The 16804-nt window shown below is 60.7% G+C and carries 15 protein-coding genes; 1 reads left to right on the forward strand and 14 read right to left on the reverse strand.

The window, feature by feature from the left end:
* Positions 1–10: 10 nt before the first annotated feature.
* The 8 genes from pnpS to citZ all read right to left on the reverse strand — a co-directional run bounded on the left by pnpS (position 11) and on the right by citZ (position 8871).
* Complete coding sequence (gene pnpS / locus VE009_RS01410; protein WP_325005600.1) at positions 11–1804, reverse strand: two-component system histidine kinase PnpS; 1794 nt, start codon at positions 1802–1804, stop codon at positions 11–13.
* Positions 1804–3339 (reverse strand): fumarate hydratase, encoded by a 1536-nt coding sequence (locus tag VE009_RS01415; RefSeq protein ID WP_325005601.1) that lies wholly within the window; start codon positions 3337–3339, stop codon positions 1804–1806. The genes pnpS and VE009_RS01415 overlap by 1 nt, the downstream gene beginning before the upstream one ends.
* A 162-nt stretch (positions 3340–3501) precedes the next feature.
* Complete coding sequence (gene yfbR / locus VE009_RS01420) at positions 3502–4089, reverse strand: 5'-deoxynucleotidase (RefSeq protein WP_325005602.1); 588 nt, start codon at positions 4087–4089, stop codon at positions 3502–3504.
* 12 nt (positions 4090–4101) lie between these two features.
* Positions 4102–4530, reverse strand: coding sequence for a hypothetical protein (locus tag VE009_RS01425; protein WP_325005603.1), 429 nt, complete (start codon positions 4528–4530; stop codon positions 4102–4104).
* Positions 4531–4653: 123 nt separating this feature from the next.
* Positions 4654–5211, reverse strand: a complete 558-nt coding sequence (locus tag VE009_RS01430) for a pyridoxamine 5'-phosphate oxidase family protein (RefSeq protein WP_325005604.1) — start codon at positions 5209–5211, stop codon at positions 4654–4656.
* Between the two features lie 69 nt (positions 5212–5280).
* A complete protein-coding gene (gene mdh, locus VE009_RS01435) occupies positions 5281–6222 on the reverse strand; it encodes a malate dehydrogenase (RefSeq protein ID WP_325005605.1) in 942 nt (313 codons plus the stop codon).
* A 117-nt stretch (positions 6223–6339) separates the two neighbouring features.
* Complete coding sequence (icd, locus tag VE009_RS01440) at positions 6340–7641, reverse strand: NADP-dependent isocitrate dehydrogenase (RefSeq protein ID WP_325005606.1); 1302 nt, start codon at positions 7639–7641, stop codon at positions 6340–6342.
* A gap of 114 nt (positions 7642–7755) precedes the next feature.
* Entirely contained in the window at positions 7756–8871 is a 1116-nt protein-coding gene (gene citZ, locus VE009_RS01445; RefSeq protein WP_325005607.1) for a citrate synthase, read from the reverse strand.
* A gap of 214 nt (positions 8872–9085) precedes the next feature.
* Between citZ and VE009_RS01450 the strand changes: the two genes are divergently transcribed.
* Positions 9086–10618, forward strand: coding sequence for a Ppx/GppA phosphatase family protein (locus VE009_RS01450; protein ID WP_325005608.1), 1533 nt, complete (start codon positions 9086–9088; stop codon positions 10616–10618).
* Here the strand turns inward: VE009_RS01450 and VE009_RS01455 are convergent.
* The 6 genes from VE009_RS01455 to pyk all read right to left on the reverse strand — a co-directional run bounded on the left by VE009_RS01455 (position 10602) and on the right by pyk (position 16779).
* On the reverse strand, positions 10602–10991 hold the full coding sequence (locus tag VE009_RS01455; RefSeq protein WP_325005609.1) for a VOC family protein: 390 nt from the start codon (positions 10989–10991) through the stop codon (positions 10602–10604). The two genes, VE009_RS01450 and VE009_RS01455, sit on opposite strands and share 17 nt — an antisense overlap.
* A 229-nt stretch (positions 10992–11220) precedes the next feature.
* The gene (locus tag VE009_RS01460; RefSeq protein WP_325005610.1) at positions 11221–11472 is read right to left on the reverse strand and encodes a hypothetical protein; all 252 of its coding nucleotides are present in this window, start codon (positions 11470–11472) and stop codon (positions 11221–11223) included.
* Between the two features lie 420 nt (positions 11473–11892).
* Positions 11893–13989, reverse strand: coding sequence for a polyphosphate kinase 1 (ppk1, locus tag VE009_RS01465; RefSeq protein WP_325005611.1), 2097 nt, complete (start codon positions 13987–13989; stop codon positions 11893–11895).
* A gap of 104 nt (positions 13990–14093) precedes the next feature.
* A complete protein-coding gene (locus tag VE009_RS01470) occupies positions 14094–14483 on the reverse strand; it encodes an FxsA family protein (protein WP_325005612.1) in 390 nt (129 codons plus the stop codon).
* A 3-nt stretch (positions 14484–14486) separates the two neighbouring features.
* Complete coding sequence (locus VE009_RS01475) at positions 14487–14936, reverse strand: thioesterase family protein (protein WP_325005613.1); 450 nt, start codon at positions 14934–14936, stop codon at positions 14487–14489.
* Between the two features lie 88 nt (positions 14937–15024).
* Positions 15025–16779 (reverse strand): pyruvate kinase, encoded by a 1755-nt coding sequence (gene pyk, locus VE009_RS01480; RefSeq protein WP_325005614.1) that lies wholly within the window; start codon positions 16777–16779, stop codon positions 15025–15027.
* Between the last annotated feature and the right edge of the window lie 25 nt (positions 16780–16804).

Raw genomic sequence — 16804 nt, forward strand, 5'->3', positions numbered from 1 at the left:
CCCGGATCCGTTATTGCAGCACCGGCAGCTCGATAATGAAGCGCGTGCCCATGCCGATCGCGCTCTCCACGCGAATCGTCCCCTTGTGCAGCTCGACCAAATGCTTGACGATGCTAAGGCCCAGCCCCGTTCCGCCGGAGGCGCGGGATCTCGCCTTGTCCACGCGGTAAAATCGCTCGAAGATGCGGGGCAAATCCTTCTTCGGAATGCCTACGCCGAAGTCCTGCACCGTAATGCGGACCCGCTCGTACTCGTCGGGCCGTTCCGCGTCGGTCACCATCGGCTCGACGAGCACGCGGACCCGCCCCTCGTCCTGGGAATAGTTGATGCCGTTCGACAGCAAATTGATAAAAATTTGCTGCAGCCGGTCTTCGTCCGCTTCGATATACACGTCGTTGTCGACTTGCGCTTCGAGCGCGATGCTCTTCTTCGCCGCCTCCGTCGCCATCATATGGAAGATGCGGTTGACGAACGACTTCATCTCGATCGGCGAATAATGCAGCGGCACGCGCTTCGATTCGATTTTGGACAAATCCAAAATGTCGCCGATCAGCCGGTTGAGCCGCTCGCTTTCGTCGTAAATGATCTGCAGGAACGATCTCGTCGTCTCCGGATCGTTCGCCGCTCCGCCGAGCAGCGTTTCCGCGAAGCCCTTCACCGCGGCGATCGGCGTCTTCAGCTCGTGGGAGACGTTCGCCACGAACTCGCTGCGCATCCGCTCCAAGCGGCGAATCGCCGTAATGTCGTGCAGCACGATGAGAATCCCCGAATCCTCGTCCCCCGCGAGCTTCATCGGCACGAGGTGAATGTCCATCGTCCGCTCTTCCGGATAATGGAACGCCACCTCATCGCGCAGCGGCTCCCGGCGTTCGAAGCATTCCCGAATCATCCGGCCGAGCTCGGGCTGCGTCTTCAGCGCCGTGTGCGGGCGGCCCAGCAGCTCCGCGCCGGGGAAGCCGAGCTGCTCCTCCGCCGTGCGATTGAGCAGTACGACGTCGCCCTCCCGGTCGATCATGACGATTCCGCTCGTCATGTTCTCGAGGACGCTCTTGAGCCGGCTTTCGTCCTCTTGGATTTGATTCATCTGCACCTGCAGGCTTTCGGACATTTTGTTGATCGCTTGCCCGAGCTGTCCGATTTCGTCTTGATTCGGAATCGATACGCGCGCTTTGTAATTCATGTTCGTAATCTGGTACGCGACCTTCGTCATTTTCTCGATCGGGCCCGTCAAGTTTTGCGAAATGCGGTAGGCGATAAGAGCCGTCAGCACCAGCAGCACGAGCAGGCCGAGGCCGAGGTACGCCGCGATCTGCATCGTCTCGGCGTCGAGCGGAGACAAGCTCTCGGCGAACCGGACGAAGCCGACGCCCGCCGCGCCGAACGACGCCGGCACGGCCGCGTACATCACCTGCTCCCCGACGTCCGTATCCCTGCGAATGTCGAGTCCCGCCTTGCCCCCCGCGGCTTCCGCGATTTCCGGCGGGAGCGTCTCGTTCGTGATCGCTTCGCCGCGGGAATCGCCGAGCACGCGGCCGTCCTTATCGAAGAACGTCACGCGCGCTCCGGTTTTCCGCGACAGTCTTGCCGCCTCCTCGCGGAACATTTCCCCGCTCACGGAGCGGTTGCGAACATAGTTCCAGTCGACGGTCGCGAGGTACATCTCCAGCTGCTCGACCATCCGGTTCTCGAGCGCATGAATTTGCGAGTCCCGCATGACCGAGATCGTAAAAATGCCTGCCGCAACATTGGACAGGCCGATGAAAAATATGAAAATCAGCGTTAACCGATTCCGAAATTTATTCATTATTTAAAAACGGGCTCCTTGTACGTTTCGAGCTTCTCGAACGAGCTCTTGTCGACGTCGGCGTGCAAGCTGTTGCCGTGGGCGTCCATCGTGACGATCGCCGCGAAGCCCTCTACGTTCAGATGCCACATCGCTTCCGGTATGCCGAACTCCATGAAATCGACGCCTTCGACGCTCTTGATCGTCTCCGCGTAGTACTGCGCCGCGCCGCCGATCGCGTTGAGATACACGGCCCCGTGCTCCTGAAGCGCTTTGAGCGTTTTCGGCCCCATGCCGCCTTTGCCGATGACTGCGCGGATGCCGAATTTCTTAATAATGTCGCCTTGGTACGGCTCCTCGCGAATCGACGTCGTCGGGCCCGCCGCCTTCACATGCCAGCCTTGGTCGTCCTTCAGCATGACCGGTCCGCAGTGGTACAGCGCCGCGCCGTTCAGGTCGACCGGAGCGTCGTGATCCATCAGATGCTTGTGGATCGCGTCGCGGCCCGTGTACATGCGGCCGTTCAGGATGACGACGTCGCCGACGCGCAGCGAGCGCACCTGTTCTTCCGTGATCGGCGTCGTCAGCACGACTTCGCGGCGTTCCTGCTGCGCCGGCTCTTCCTTCGCCGCCTCGTCCATCGCTTCCGCCGTGCCGCGCTCGTATACCCAATCCGTAATCGCGCCGGAGCCCGCGTCGATCAGCACGCCTTGGCGGCGGAACGCCCAGCAGTTGTACGCGACGGAGACGAAGAAGCTTGCCGGCAGACGGTTGTTGACGCCGATTTTGCAGCCGAGAAGCGTGACTTCGCCGCCGAAGCCCATCGTGCCGATGCCGAGCTCGTTCGCCTTTTCCAAAATGTACTCTTCCAGCTTCCGAAGATCTTCGTGCGGATTCACGTCGTCGACCTTGCGGAACAGCTGCTGCTTCGCGAGCTCGTAGCCCGTCGTCCGATCGCCGCCGATGCCGACGCCGATGAAGCCGGCGCTGCAGCCCTGTCCCTGCGCTTGATACACCGCGTGCAGGATGCACTTGCGGATGCCGTCGAGATCGCGGCCCGCTTTGCCGAGGCCCGGAAGCTCCGTCGGGAGGCTGTACTGAATGTTTTTGTTTTCGCAGCCGCCGCCTTTGAGGATCAGCTTCACTTCGATGTCGTCGCGCTCCCACTGCTCGAAGTGGACGACCGGCGTGCCCGGCCCGAGGTTGTCGCCGGAGTTGCCGCCGGTCAGCGAGTCGACGGAATTCGTGCGCAGCTTGCCGTCTTTCGTCGTGCGCGCGATCGCCGAGCGGATCGCTTTTTTCATTTCGATTTGGTTCGCGCCTACCGGCGTATGAACGATGAACGTCGGCATGCCCGTGTCCTGGCAGATCGGGGACACGTTGCACTCCGCCATCGTGATGTTCTTCGTGATCGTGCCCATCGACAGCGCGGCGCGCGTGCCCGCGTTCTCGCGGCTCGCTCCCGCCTTGATGGCGCGGCGGACGTCCGCCGGCAGGTTCGTCGACGTTTCGACGATCAGGTCGTATATGCTTTGTTCGAATTGATCGAGATTCATAGGTTCGCAGGTTCTCCCCTCGAGATCTATTTGGTATATCATCTATCATACCATATCCCGCACAGCAAAAAGAACCGCCGGCCGCGTCAATTTGCGGCGGAAGCGGTTCGGTTGGGGCCGTGCTGGCGGATGCGCGGCGCGGCCGGTCTCCCGGCCGCTCGATCACGGCTCGTTCGGCACGATTTCGTCGAGCGTCTTCTCGAATGACGGAGCGAGATGCCGCAGGAAATAGTCGACCTCCGGCATGCCGAGCCCTCGGAGCGACGCTTCCAGCTGCGCCTTCGCGACCGCGAATTCCCGATTGCCCGCCGTCAGCTCCGTCAGCGATTTCAAATAGGCGTCCAGCAGATCGGCCGCCTTCACCCACGCGTACAGCTCGTCGTCGTGCGAATGGATTAGCGGCGCGTACACGTCCCGCAGCTCCTCCGGGATCATGCGCACGATCTGCTCCGCCGCCGCCTCCTCGATTTCCCGGAAGCTGCGGCGCACGTTCGGGTTGCTGTGCTTAACCGGCGCGGCTACGTCGCCGACGAACACCTCCGTCGCGTCGTGGAACAGCGCGAGCGACACGACGCGGTCCGTCGGCACGCTCTTGCCGTACACCTCGTTCGCGATCGTGCATAGGAGATGCGCGAGCGTCGACACGTAGTAGGAATGTACGGCGACCGACTCCCGGTGCGTGTTCCGCATCAAGCTCCAGCGCTCGATATACCGGAGCCGGTACAGGTAGGAGAAGAAATGGCTCTCCATGCGTCCCGCGGCTTAAATCAAATTCTCGTAATACATGAGCACGAGCAGCGCGAGCACGAGAATCGAGGCGATCGTGCTGAACGTCGTCAGCTTGGACGCGTCTTCTCTGGCCGCCGCTTTGCCTTCGCCCCCGTGCGCGATAATGCGCTTCAGCGGGCCCGCGATCATGCCCGACATCGCGCCGAGCGCCACGAACAGGACGAGCACGACGACCATCCACGGCACGCTGACGCCGGCTTTGCTGATCAAGTAGCCGCCCGTCAAGAATTGAACGATGAGCAGCCACTGGCCGATCCGGTTCAATCCGAAAATGCCCTTCGCGTAACCGACCTGCGCCTGCGGATTGAGACCCGCGAGCTTGCCGGCGACGAACGGCAGGAGCAAATAAAATCCGACCGCGAGCGAGCCGAGCACATGCAAAAACAAAATAAAATCGACCATCGTGAAATTCCTCCATCCGTTGCAGTAATGTCCCATACAAAGTATAGCTTATCGAGGAATCGTTTTCCAACGGGTGGCCGAACGCTGTCCGCGTCTCGCCGCTTTCCGCCGCGGTCGATTCTCTTACTTGTCCGCTCCTCTGAACGGCGTCGGCAGCCCGTCCAGGCTGACCGCGTTTTTCGCCGCGCGGTATTCCTCTAATGCCGTCTCCCCTTTACTCTCCGCCCACCGCGTCAATGTCTCCCGGTCGCCTTCGTAGCTCATGAGCGGCACGCCGAAGCCGCAGGACGTCTGGACCTCTTCGATGCGCATCGCGACGATTTGCCTCGCGCCCGGCATCGTCGGAAACAGCGGGGCGAGGCGCTCCCACTGTTCGCTTCCCGGCAGGATGACTTCGCCCTTCCCGTACAGGCGCAGAATGTTCGGCGGCCCTTCGAAGGCGCAGAACATGATCGTGAGGCGCCCGTTCTCGAGCAGATGCGCGCTCGTTTCGCTGCCGCTGCCCGTCAAATCGAGATACGCCGCGCGGTCGCTCGACAGCAGGCGGAACACGTCGTATCCCTTCGGCGATACGTTCACGTGCCCGTCGCCGGCGAGCGGCGCCGAAGCGACGAAAAATACGTTCTGCTTGCGGATGAACGCCTCATGCTCCGGCAGCAGCGCCGGAAATCGTTTCCCCATGCTTCTCGACTCCCCGATGCGCAAACAACCCCGACGGCGCTTTCGCCGCGGGGTTGTCGCTGGATGTGTTTAGCCCGTTACGATTTTGATGACGTTGCGGACGGATTCGGCCGACTTGTCGAGCGCCGCTTTCTCTTCCGGGGTCAGCTCGATCTCGATGATCTTCTCGATGCCGCCCCCGCCGAGCACCGTCAGCACGCCCATGAACAAATTGTCGTAGCCGTATTCGCCCTGCAGCAGGGCGATCGTCGGCAGAATGCGCTTCTTGTCTTTCAGAATCGCTTCCGTCATCTGCACAAGCGACGCCGCGGGCGCGTAATAAGCGCTGCCGTTGCCGAGCAGGTTCACGATCTCGCCGCCGCCCGTGCGCGTGCGCTGGACGATCGCGTCGATCCTTTCTTTCGGGAGGAGCTTCTCGATCGGCACGCCGCCTACCGACGTGTAGCGGACGAGCGGCACCATGTCGTCGCCGTGGCCGCCGAGCACGACGCCGACGACGTCTTCGACGGACACGTTCAGCTCCTGGGCGATGAACGTGCGGTACCGCGCGGAATCGAGCACGCCGGATTGGCCGATGATGCGGTTTTTCGGGAACCCGAGCGTCTCGTTCGCGACGTACGTCATCGCGTCCACCGGGTTCGAGAGGATGATGACGTACGCATCCGGGCATTTCGCCTTGATTTGCTCGCAGACGGATTTCACGATGCCCGCGTTCGTGTTAACGAGGTCGTCCCGGCTCATGCCGGGCTTGCGCGCGATGCCGGCCGTGATGATGACGATGTCGGAGCCCGCCGCATCGTCGTAATTGGACGTGCCGACGATGTTGCTGTCGAAGCCTTGCACGGGGGACGCTTCGAGCATGTCGAGCGCTTTGCCCTTCGTCGGGTTTTCGAGCTGCGGGATGTCGACGAGCACGATGTCGCCGAGCTCCTTCTGCGCCAGCATCAGCGCCGTCGTCGCGCCCGTGAAGCCCGCGCCCACGACGGTAATTTTGTTTCTGCGGATTGCCATATAAGTAAGACCTCCCTTTGGAAAAGTTCGTACTTATCGGTATTATGCGCAAAACAGGCAAATAAGGACATCGAAAGCCCTGATTTGCCTGTTTTTATGCTGCATCGCTAGCTGCGATTAACCCATATTTTTGATCAGCAGGTTCGCGAACTCGGACGTCTTGACCTCCGTCGCGCCTTCCATGAGGCGGGCGAAGTCGTACGTCACCGTCTTGTCTGCGATCGTTTTTTCCATGCCTTTGTAGATGAGGTCAGCCGCTTCGAGCCAGCCGAGGTGCTCGAGCATCATGACGCCGGACAGCGTGACGGAGCCCGGGTTCACCACGTCGAGACCTGCATACTTCGGCGCCGTGCCGTGCGTCGCTTCGAAAATCGCGTGGCCCGTAACGTAGTTGATGTTCGCGCCCGGCGCGATGCCGATGCCGCCGACTTGCGCCGCGAGCGCGTCGGACAAGTAGTCGCCGTTCAGGTTGAGCGTCGCGATAACGTCGAAGTCGGTCGGGCGCGTCAGCACTTGCTGCAGCGCGATGTCCGCGATCGCGTCCTTGACGATTACCTTGCCTGCCGCTTCGGCAGCCTTCTGAGCCGCGTTCGCCGCGTCGGCGCCTTGCTCTTCTTTAATGCGGTCGTACTGCGCCCACGTGAACGTTTTGTCGCCGAACTCGGCTTCCGCCAGCTCGTAGCCCCAGTTCTTGAACGCGCCTTCCGTGTACTTCATGATGTTGCCCTTGTGCACGAGCGTAACGCTCTTGCGGCCGTGCTTGATCGCGTACTCGATCGCCGCGCGAACGAGACGCGTCGAGCCTTCGCGGGAAACCGGCTTGATGCCGATGCCGGACGTTTCCGGGAAGCGGATTTTCTTGACGCCCATTTCCTGCTGCAGGAACTCGATCACTTTCTTCACGTCCGCGGATTCCGCTTGGTACTCGATGCCCGCGTAGATGTCCTCCGTGTTTTCGCGGAAGATGACCATGTCGACGAGCTCCGGACGCTTCACCGGCGAAGGCACGCCTGTGAAGTAGCGAACCGGGCGCAAGCAGACGTACAGGTCGAGCTCTTGGCGGAGCGCGACGTTCAAGGAGCGGATGCCGCCGCCTACCGGCGTCGTGAGCGGACCTTTGATCGCGACGATGTACTCGCGGATCGCCGTCAGCGTGTCGGCCGGGAGCCAGCTGTTATATGTATTGAACGCTTTCTCGCCCGCGAACACTTCGTACCACGCGATCTTCTTCTCGCCTTTGTACGCCTTCTCGACCGCTGCGTCGAGGATGCGCTTGGATGCGGCCCAAATGTCCGGACCCGTGCCGTCGCCCTCGATGAACGGGATGACGGGAAAGTTCGGCACGTTCAGCTTGCCGTTCGCGTCGATCGTAATGCGTTCGCCTTCCGTCGGAAGCGCGTATTGTTCGAATTGTACCATGGTATTCATTCTCCTCCTGAGTTGGTAGATCGCGGCAGGCCGCCGCACAAGCGGAGCGGGATATCCGGCTCGTCGCCGAACGTCCCGCCCGCGGGTACCCTATTGTGAAAAAGCTTAGGCGCGCTGGTCGATCGGAACGACCTTCTGGTCCGTCGGGCCGACGTATTCGGCGCGCGGGCGGATCAGACGGTTATTTTCGTACTGCTCCAGGATGTGCGCCGTCCAGCCGGATACGCGAGAAATCGCGAAGATCGGCGTAAACAAGTCGCGCGGAATTTCGAGCGCCGTGTATACGGATGCCGAGTAGAAATCGACGTTCGGCTTCAGGCCTTTTTGGCCCGTGACCAGCTCTTCGATTTTGATCGACATTTCGTACCACTTCATGTCGCCCGTCAGCTTGCCGAGCTCGTGAGACATCTTTTGCAGATGCTTCGCGCGCGGGTCGCCGTTCTTGTACACGCGGTGGCCGAAGCCCATGATTTTTTCTTTGTTGTTCAGCTTGTCCTGAATGTAGCTCTCAACATTGTCGAACGTGCCGATTTCCTCGAGCATCGCCATGACCGCTTCGTTCGCGCCGCCGTGCAGCGGGCCGCGAAGCGCGCCGATCGCCGACGTCACGCCGGAATACATGTCGGAAAGCGTCGCCACCGTGACGCGAGCGGCGAACGTGGACGCGTTCAGCTCGTGGTCCGCGTGCAGCACGAGCGCCTTGTCGAGCGCTTCGATCGCGACTTTGTCCGGCTGCTTGCCCGTAAGCATGTACAGGAAGTTTTCCGCGACCGTCGCGCCGGCTTTCGGAGCGATCGGCTCGAGCCCTTTGCGAATGCGGTCGAACGCCGCTACGATCGTCGGAATTTGCGCCTGGAGGCGAATCGCGATTTTCTTGTTCGTATCCAAATCGGATGCGTGCGCTTCCGAATCGAACAAAGCAAGAGCCGAAACGGCCGAACGCAGCGCCGCCATCGAGTTGGCTTCCTTCGGGAAGCTGCGAAGCATATCGATGACTTGCGCAGGAACCGCTGCGTTATCGCTAAGGTCTTTCAGCAGACCGTTCAATTCTTCTCGGTTAGGCAGTTTGCCGTACCAAAGCAAATATACGACTTCTTCGTACGTGGCGTTTTCCGCGAGATCGTCGATGTTGTAGCCGCGGTACGTGAGGACGCCGTCTATAATGGAACTGACCGAAGATGTCGTCGCGACGATGCCTTCGAGTCCCTTGGTGACCGTCATGGGATCCACGCTCCTTTTTCGTAATATCATGATTCGTTATAACAACTAATTCCATGATACCGAATAACGGGCAATAATGAAACAAAATCCGGCATAAAACTTCATTATCACGATCATAAAGCATTTTTCGCGAATATTTCTTTCGTATGCAAACTCGGTTACAATATTGCTAATGTTTTCTCCGCCGCACTACCAATCCGAGGGGGACACGCGCATGGAACGCATCGGCATTATCGACATCGGCTCCAACTCGATCCGCTTGGTCGTTTACGAAATTACGGAGTCAGGCGCCTATAGGGTCATCGACGAAACGAAAGAATCCGCCCGCCTCAGCGCCCGGCTCGACAAAGACGGCCGAATCGCCGAAGGCGATTTTCAATATATCGCCGACACGCTGCGCCGGTTCCAGCTGCTGTGCGAGCACCACGGCGCTTCCCGCATTCGGGCCGTCGCCACCGCGGCGATCCGCAATTCGCCGGAGGGACACGCCATCGTCCGCGCCTTGAAGGATCGGACGGGCCTCGCGATCGAGGTGCTGTCCGGCGAAGAGGAAGCGCGGCTCGGCTTCCTCGGCATGATCAACACGATCGACATCCGGGACGGCATTCTCGTCGATATCGGCGGGGGCAGCACCGAGGTGCTGCTCTTCCGCGACCGCGCGATTCAGCGCAGCGTCTCGTTCCCGTTCGGCGCGGTCAACGCGATGAAGCGGTTCGGCAAGAACGGCGACATCGACCCCGCCGCGGCCGGCGCGATTGCCGACATGGTCGAGAAAGCGGTGCGGGACGAGCCCTGGATCGGCGAACATCCGGGCCTTCCGCTGGTCGGTTTGGGCGGTACGGCGCGTTCGTTATGTAAGCTCGATCAGCGCAATCGGAATTACTCTTTGCCGCTAACCCATTATTACCAGATGACCGAGCAAACGGTGGAAGGCTGGGTGTCGCGCCTCGTCGCGGTTCCGTTCGAGCAGCGCAAGCGGATAGAAGGACTTTCCAAGGAACGCGCGGACATTATTGTGCCCGGGGCGATCATTCTCCATACCTTGTTTCGTTTGTGCCGTGCGTCGCATTACGTGATCAGCGGCTCGGGGCTGCGCGACGGCATCTTCTTCGAGACGTTCCGCCCGGACGCGCCGCAATTCGCCAACGTTCTCGAGCACAGCGTGCATAACCTGCTCTCTCTGCACCCGTCGGTCTCCTTGAAGCACGTACTGCAGGTCGAACGGCTCGCGATGAAGCTGTTCGCCGATTTGACCGACGAGCACGGCTTCGGCGGGCGCGTCGGTACGTATTTGCACGTCGCGGCGCTGTTGTATCGAATCGGCATCTCGATCAACTATTATAACTTCTACAAGCACACGTATTACTTGATGGCGCACTCGCGAGTGAACGGGTTGTCGCACCGCGAAATTTTGCTGTGCGCCCTGATCGCCTCGTTCAAAAGCGAGAAACGGCTGAAGCCGCTGTTCTCGGCGCACCGCGATTTGCTCTCCGACGCCGATTTCGGACTGATCGTGCGCCTCGGCTCGCTGCTGCAAATCGCCGTCGCCTTGGACCGCAGCGAAACGCAGCCGATCGCCACCGTGTCCGCCAGCGCCATTGGCCGGGAGCTCGTCCTTACCGTCAAGACGCGCCATGTTTGGGACATCGAAAAGCGGGAGCTCGAAACGCTCGCCAAAGATTTCCGCAAACTGTGGGGGCTGTCGCTGCTCGTCCGGGAAGCGCCGCCCGCTACGCCTTCGGCGTAGTCGACCATTCCAAAAACTCCAGCCGGTTGCCGAACGGGTCGTCGACGTAAAAGCGCTCGACGCCCTCTTCGGCGCGCGCTTCGTCGTCGATGACGCCGACGCCGCTTCGGCGCAGATGATCGCGGAGGCTGTTGAGGTCCGCGACCTCGAACGCCGGATGCGCTTTGCGCGCCGGCGCGAAATCGGCTTGCACGCCGATATGCACTTGGTGGCGGCCGCATTGGAACCAGACGCCGCCTCTCGCGCGCAGCGGCTCCGGCTTCGGGATCTCCGCCCAGCCCAGGAGTCCGGCGAAGAAGCGGCGCGCCTCCGCCTCGCAGCCCGGGGGCGCCGCCAGCTGCACGTGGTCGATGCCGATGTAGGAAAATGACATGAGCGTTCCTCCTTCGGAGGGTGTTTCATTTAATGAAACTTTGTTTCATAATGTAGATTTTACCATATTTAGGTTTGGCGGTCACCCCGTTTTTCGCTGCGACTCCCATTTGGAGGCGTCGGCCCCCGCCCGGGCGCCCGCCCCCGCCCGCCGGCTTATGCCGGCCACTCCTCGCTGCTGCCCCGGACAAGCTCATTTCTGCGCTTATTCGCTGCCCCTCGGCCTCCGTTCACCATGGTAAAGCCAATATTGCGCCGATTTCCCGCTTTTCGCCCACCGCATCGCTGTTTAACCGCAGTTTTGCGCTTATTTGCCGCTTGCCGCCCGCCGCAGCGCTGCTTAACCGCAGTTTTGCGCCTATTTCCCGCTTTTCGCCCACCGCAGCGCTGTTTAACCGCAGTTTTGCGCCTATTTCGCGCTTGCCGCCCACCGCAGCGCTGTTTAACCGCAGTTTTGCGCTTATTTCCCGCTTGCCGCCCACCGCAGCGCTGTTTAACCGCAGTTTTGCGTTTAATCCCGCTTGCCGTCCGCCGTTTCGCTACCTTTTTTCCGCCTAGTTCACAACTGGGAAGGGTCCGCAAGCGACAATTGTCCCTTATCCGGCGCTCCCGAGGCACCACGGCGAACTGCAAGCGACAAATGTCCCTTATCCGACGCTCCCGAGCCACCACGGCGGGCTGCAAGCGACAAATGTTCCTTATCCGGCGCTCCCGAGCCACAACGGCGGGCTGTAAGCGACAAATGTTCCTTATCCAGCGCTCCCGAGGCTCAACGGCGGGCTGTAAGCGACAATTGTCCCTTATCCGGCGCTCCCGAGCCACAACGGCGGGCTGCCCCTCCCCCAACGAAAACAACCCCCTCGCATTCGCGAAGGGGCCGCCTTACCTGCAATATTCGATCATTATTCCACTTTCCAATTGCTAATCTTCAGCGCCTCGAACTGGCTGCGGATCGGCTCGCCGCCCGTGCGAACGTGCACGTACGTGCCGTTCGGCTGCAGCTCGCGCGCCTTCACGTTATCCTGCAGCGACAGATGCAGCGAATTCACGAGGTTTTGGCGCAGCTTCCGGTCGAACACCGGGCACATCAGCTCGATGCGCCGCGTCAAATTGCGCGTCATCCAGTCGGCGCTGGCGATGTATACCTCGGGGTCGCCCGCGTTTTCGAAATAGTACACCCGCGAGTGCTCCAGGAACCGGTCCACGATCGAAATGACCCGCACGTTCTGCGACAGCCCCGGCACGCCGGGCCGCAAGCTGCAGACGCCGCGCACGATCAAATCGATGTTCACGCCCGCTTGGCTCGCCGCGTACAGCTCGTCGATAATCTCTTGATTCGAGAGCGAGTTGATTTTGGCGATGATGCGCGCCGGCTTACCGGCCTTCGCGTTCTCCGCTTCGCGGCGGATCAGCTGATACAAACTGTCCCGCAGACCGTTCGGCGCCACGCTGAGCGCCTTCCAATCCCGCGGCGCCGCGTAGCCGGTAATTTCGTTGAACAGCGCCGAAGCGTCCTCGCCGATGACCGGGTGGGCCGTGAACAGCCCGACGTCGGTATACAACTTCGCGGTCGTGTCGTTGTAATTGCCCGTGCCGACATGGACGTACCGGCGCAGCCCTTTCGACTCTTGGCGCACGACGAGCAGCAGCTTCGCGTGCGTTTTCAAACCTACGAGGCCGTACACGACATGGCATCCCGCCTTCTCCAGACGGCGCGCCCATGCGATGTTCCGCTCCTCGTCGAAGCGCGCCTTCAGCTCGACGACGACCGTCACCTGCTTGCCGGCCTCGGCCGCGCGCGCCAGCGACTGCACGAGCAGCGAGTTGCCGCTGACGCGGTAGAGCGTCATTTTGATCGCGAGCACATGCGGGTCATGCGCCGCCTGCACGACGAAATCGGTGACCGCGTCGAACGATTCGTATGGGTGATGCACCAGCACGTCCTGCTTCGAGAACGCCGCGAACAAATCGCGGTTGCCGTGCTCATCCTCCTCCGCCAGCTCGCGCGGGTACACCGGCTTCACCGGCGGATACCGCAAATGGTCGTATCCGGTGAGCGTCGACGCGAACTTCATCAAGTACGTCAAATCGAGCGGCCCGTCGAACATGAAAATATGGTCGTCGATTTCGAACTCGTCCTGCAGCATCTTGAGCGCGTACGGGTGCATGCCCTTCTCGATCTCGAGGCGTACGGGCGCCCCCCAGCGGCGCTTGCGCAGCTCTTTCTCGATCTCCTCGAGCAAGTCCTCCGCGCCTTCTTCGTTCAGCGTCATATCCGCGTTGCGGGTGAGGCGGAACGCCTGCACCGCGACCGGGACGTAGCCCGTGAACAGCGAGTGGATATGCCGCTTGATGATCGTTTCCATCAGGATGAATTCGACCTTCTTGCTGTTCGGCCGCTTCGGCAGCTCGACGAAACGCGGCAAAATCGACGGCACCTGCACGAGCGCGAAGTACGGCTCTTCCTCCGCTTCGCCTTCCCGCTGCAGGACGACCGCAAGATACACGCCCAAGCTGTGAACGAGCGGGAACGGCCGGCTTTGATCGACCGCCATCGGCGTCAACACCGGAAAAACGATCTCATGGTAAAACTGATCCATCGCCTTCTGCTGCGATACGTTCATGTCGTCGTACTCCGTCACGCAGCAAATGCCCTGCTTCGCCAGCAAGCGGCTCAATTCCCGGTACGTTTTATATTGTTCATGAACGATTTCGCCCGTCCGCTTCATGATTCGTTTGACAAGCCCGGAAGGAGTATAGCCGGAGAAGTCCTTTTTCTGATACCCCGCCTTGATTTGATCGATCATGCCGGCGACCCGCACGCTCATGAATTCGTCGAAATTGGACGAAACGATCGACAAAAATTTCACCCGTTCCAACAGCGGCGTATTCGGATCTTGGGCTTCCTCCAGCACTCTTCGATTGAACTGCAGCCAGCTTAAATCGCGGTTGACGTAGCGATTGCTGACATCCCGATTCAATGCTTCTTTCCTGGTCACGCCGAACCCTCCCGTGCCGTTTCCTGTCGAATCCTGTATCCCTAAATATTACCGTTTTCTTTTTGTGCAATCATGTTAAGATTTTGTAAAACTGAACCCCCTCATTAACGCATCCACCGGATGCGCCCGGTTTCGATGCCCCGTTGGATGAAACGGAGAATCCACTTTCGGAAAAAGAACCGCGTTCCCGGAAACAACAGCAGAAACCCGACCGTATCGGTCAAAAAGCCCGGGGTGAGCAGCAGCAAACCGCCAGCGAACACGCAGATCCCGTCCAAAATGGCCAGCGTCGGGATCGTGCCCTGCGACCATTCGTTGCGCGCGTACGCGAGCACGCGGCGCGCCTCGCGCTTCGCAAGGAAGGCGCCGATGCCGCCGGTCAGCACGATCAACAGGAACGTTTGCCAGCCGCCGATCAGCCGCCCCATCTCGAGGAACAGCCAAATTTCCAGCGCGGGTACGAGTATCATCAAAACGACGATCCAACGAAACATCGGCTATTCCCCTCCTTGAGCGGCGGCGGCCCGCAATTTTTCATACACATCCGGAGCGACCTTGGGCAAGCGAACGGGCTTCCACTCGCGGTCGACCCACACATGCCGGGACGACCCGGTCGCCAGCAGACGATCCGACTCCTGCGCGAGGCGCACCTCGTACTCGAATCGAAGACGTACCGGACCGACCTCCGCGACTTTGCAGCGAACCTCCACCTCGTCGTCGTAGCGGGCGGGGCTGTGGTACTGGACCGACACGTCGACGACCGGCAGCAGCAGGCCGCGTTCCTCGATGTCGCGATACGGGAAGCCGTGCGCCCGCGTCCAATCCGTGCGGGCGATCTCAAGCCACGTCACGTAATTGCCGTGATACACGACGCCCATCTGATCCGTCTCCTGATACCGGACTCGCAGCGTGATGCTGTGCCAAGTCCCCGTCTGCGGCGCTTCCATCGCTTTTCCCCTCCGTAAAATTCAAACGGGCGGCGCCGGCCGGCGCCGCCCGATAAGCGTGCTTAGTTGTACGTCTTCGTTATTCGAATTAAAGCACGTTCGCCCGGCCGGAGTAGATGACGCCGAGCTCGGCGTACACCGATACTTCCTCGCCTTCCTTGAGCAGCGTCGTCGCGTCGTTCACGCCGACGACGACAGGCTTGCCGAGGCTGAGCGCCACGACCGCCGCGTGCGACGTAATGCCGCCGCTTTCGGTGATGACCGCCGCCGCGCGTTCGAACGCCGGAACATAATCCTTGTCCGTCGAAATCGTCACGAGGATGTCGCCCGGCTGCGTTTTGTCGAGCGCTTCTTGCGCGCTGCGCGCTACGACGACTTTGCCGCTCGCGCTTTGCGTGCCGATGCCTTGGCCTTTCGCGAGCATCTGGCCGATCTGGTGGATCTTGATGAGATTCGTCGTGCCCGAACGGCCGACCGGCACGCCCGCCGTAATGACGACGATGTCGCCGTGGCTGACGAGGCCGCTCTTCTCCGCGCTTTCGACCGACATGTTGAACAGCTCGTCCGTATTCGCCGCTTCTTCGCCTTTAATCGGGAAGACGCCGAACACGAGATTGAGGCGCCGCATGACCGATTCGTCGGTCGTAACCGCGATGATCGGCGCTTTCGGACGGTACTTGGACACCATGCGCGCCGTGTACCCGCTCTCCGTAGGCGTAATGATCGCCTTCGCGTCGAGGTCCAGCGCCGAGTTGGCGACTGCCTGCGAGATCGCTTCGGTGACGCTCGTTTGCTGCGCGTTCGCTTGGCGCAGGAACATTTCGCGGTACTCGAGCGCGGACTCCGCTTTCTCGGCGATGCGCGCCATCGTCAGCACCGACTCGACCGGATACTTGCCCGCCGCCGTTTCGCCGGACAGCATCGTCGCGTCCGTACCGTCGAAGATCGCGTTCGCGACGTCGCTCGCTTCCGCGCGCGTCGGGCGCGGCATGCGCTGCATCGAGTCGAGCATTTGCGTCGCCGTGATGACCGGCTTGCCCGCGCGGTTGCACATTTCGATCATGCGCTTTTGGACGAGCGGCACTTCTTCCGCCGGAATTTCGACGCCGAGGTCGCCGCGCGCCACCATCAGGCCGTCGGACACCTCGAGAATTTCCGCCAGGTTGTCCACGCCTTCTTGGTTTTCGATTTTCGAAATGATCTGGATATGCTGCGCGTTATGCTCTTCGAGAATGGCGCGGATTTCCAAGACGTCGCTCGCCTTGCGCACGAACGAAGCCGCGATGAAATCGATGCCCTGCTCGATGCCGAAACGGATATCGGCCGCGTCTTTCTCCGTGATGCCCGGCAGGTTGATGCGCACGCCCGGCACGTTGACGCCCTTCTTGCTCTTGATCTGGCCGCCGTTGACGATCCGGCACACGATTTCCGTGCCGTTCACTTCTTCGACCTTCAGGCCGATAAGACCGTCGTCGATCAGAATCGTGGAGCCGACGCTCACGTCCTGCGGGAGCTGCTTATAAGTGACCGGAATACGGTCTTTGTCGCCGAGAATTTCTTCCGTCGTCAGCGTGATTTTCTCGTCTTGCACGAGCTCGATCGGCTCTTCCTTCAGCTTGCCGAGGCGAATTTCCGGTCCCTTCGTGTCGAGCAGAATCGAAACCGTTTTGCCGAGCTCTTCGCGCACCTTCTTAATGTTCTTGATCCGGTTGCCGTGCTCCTCGAAGTCGCCGTGCGAAAAGTTGAGGCGGGCGACGTTCATGCCGGCTTGGATCAATTTTTTCAAATTTTCCGGGGATTCCGAAGCAGGTCCGATAGTACAAACGATTTTTGTCTTGCGCATGGTTTTTGAGCTCCTCCCTATTTTG

The organism is Paenibacillus sp., from assembly GCF_035645195.1.
GTDB lineage: Bacteria > Bacillota > Bacilli > Paenibacillales > YIM-B00363 > Paenibacillus_AE.

Bases quoted from the DNA above. Each gene is read 5' to 3' on its own strand.
- pnpS (WP_325005600.1), bottom strand. From the start codon at position 1,804: ATGAATAAATTTCGGAATCGGTTAACGCTGATTTTCATATTTTTCATC.
- VE009_RS01415 (WP_325005601.1), bottom strand. From the start codon at position 3,339: ATGAATCTCGATCAATTCGAACAAAGCATATACGACCTGATCGTCGAA.
- yfbR (WP_325005602.1), bottom strand. From the start codon at position 4,089: ATGGAGAGCCATTTCTTCTCCTACCTGTACCGGCTCCGGTATATCGAG.
- VE009_RS01425 (WP_325005603.1), bottom strand. From the start codon at position 4,530: ATGGTCGATTTTATTTTGTTTTTGCATGTGCTCGGCTCGCTCGCGGTC.
- VE009_RS01430 (WP_325005604.1), bottom strand. From the start codon at position 5,211: ATGGGGAAACGATTTCCGGCGCTGCTGCCGGAGCATGAGGCGTTCATC.
- mdh (WP_325005605.1), bottom strand. From the start codon at position 6,222: ATGGCAATCCGCAGAAACAAAATTACCGTCGTGGGCGCGGGCTTCACG.
- icd (WP_325005606.1), bottom strand. From the start codon at position 7,641: ATGGTACAATTCGAACAATACGCGCTTCCGACGGAAGGCGAACGCATT.
- citZ (WP_325005607.1), bottom strand. From the start codon at position 8,871: ATGACGGTCACCAAGGGACTCGAAGGCATCGTCGCGACGACATCTTCG.
- VE009_RS01450 (WP_325005608.1), top strand. From the start codon at position 9,086: ATGGAACGCATCGGCATTATCGACATCGGCTCCAACTCGATCCGCTTG.
- VE009_RS01455 (WP_325005609.1), bottom strand. From the start codon at position 10,991: ATGTCATTTTCCTACATCGGCATCGACCACGTGCAGCTGGCGGCGCCC.
- VE009_RS01470 (WP_325005612.1), bottom strand. From the start codon at position 14,483: ATGTTTCGTTGGATCGTCGTTTTGATGATACTCGTACCCGCGCTGGAA.
- VE009_RS01475 (WP_325005613.1), bottom strand. From the start codon at position 14,936: ATGGAAGCGCCGCAGACGGGGACTTGGCACAGCATCACGCTGCGAGTC.
- pyk (WP_325005614.1), bottom strand. From the start codon at position 16,779: ATGCGCAAGACAAAAATCGTTTGTACTATCGGACCTGCTTCGGAATCC.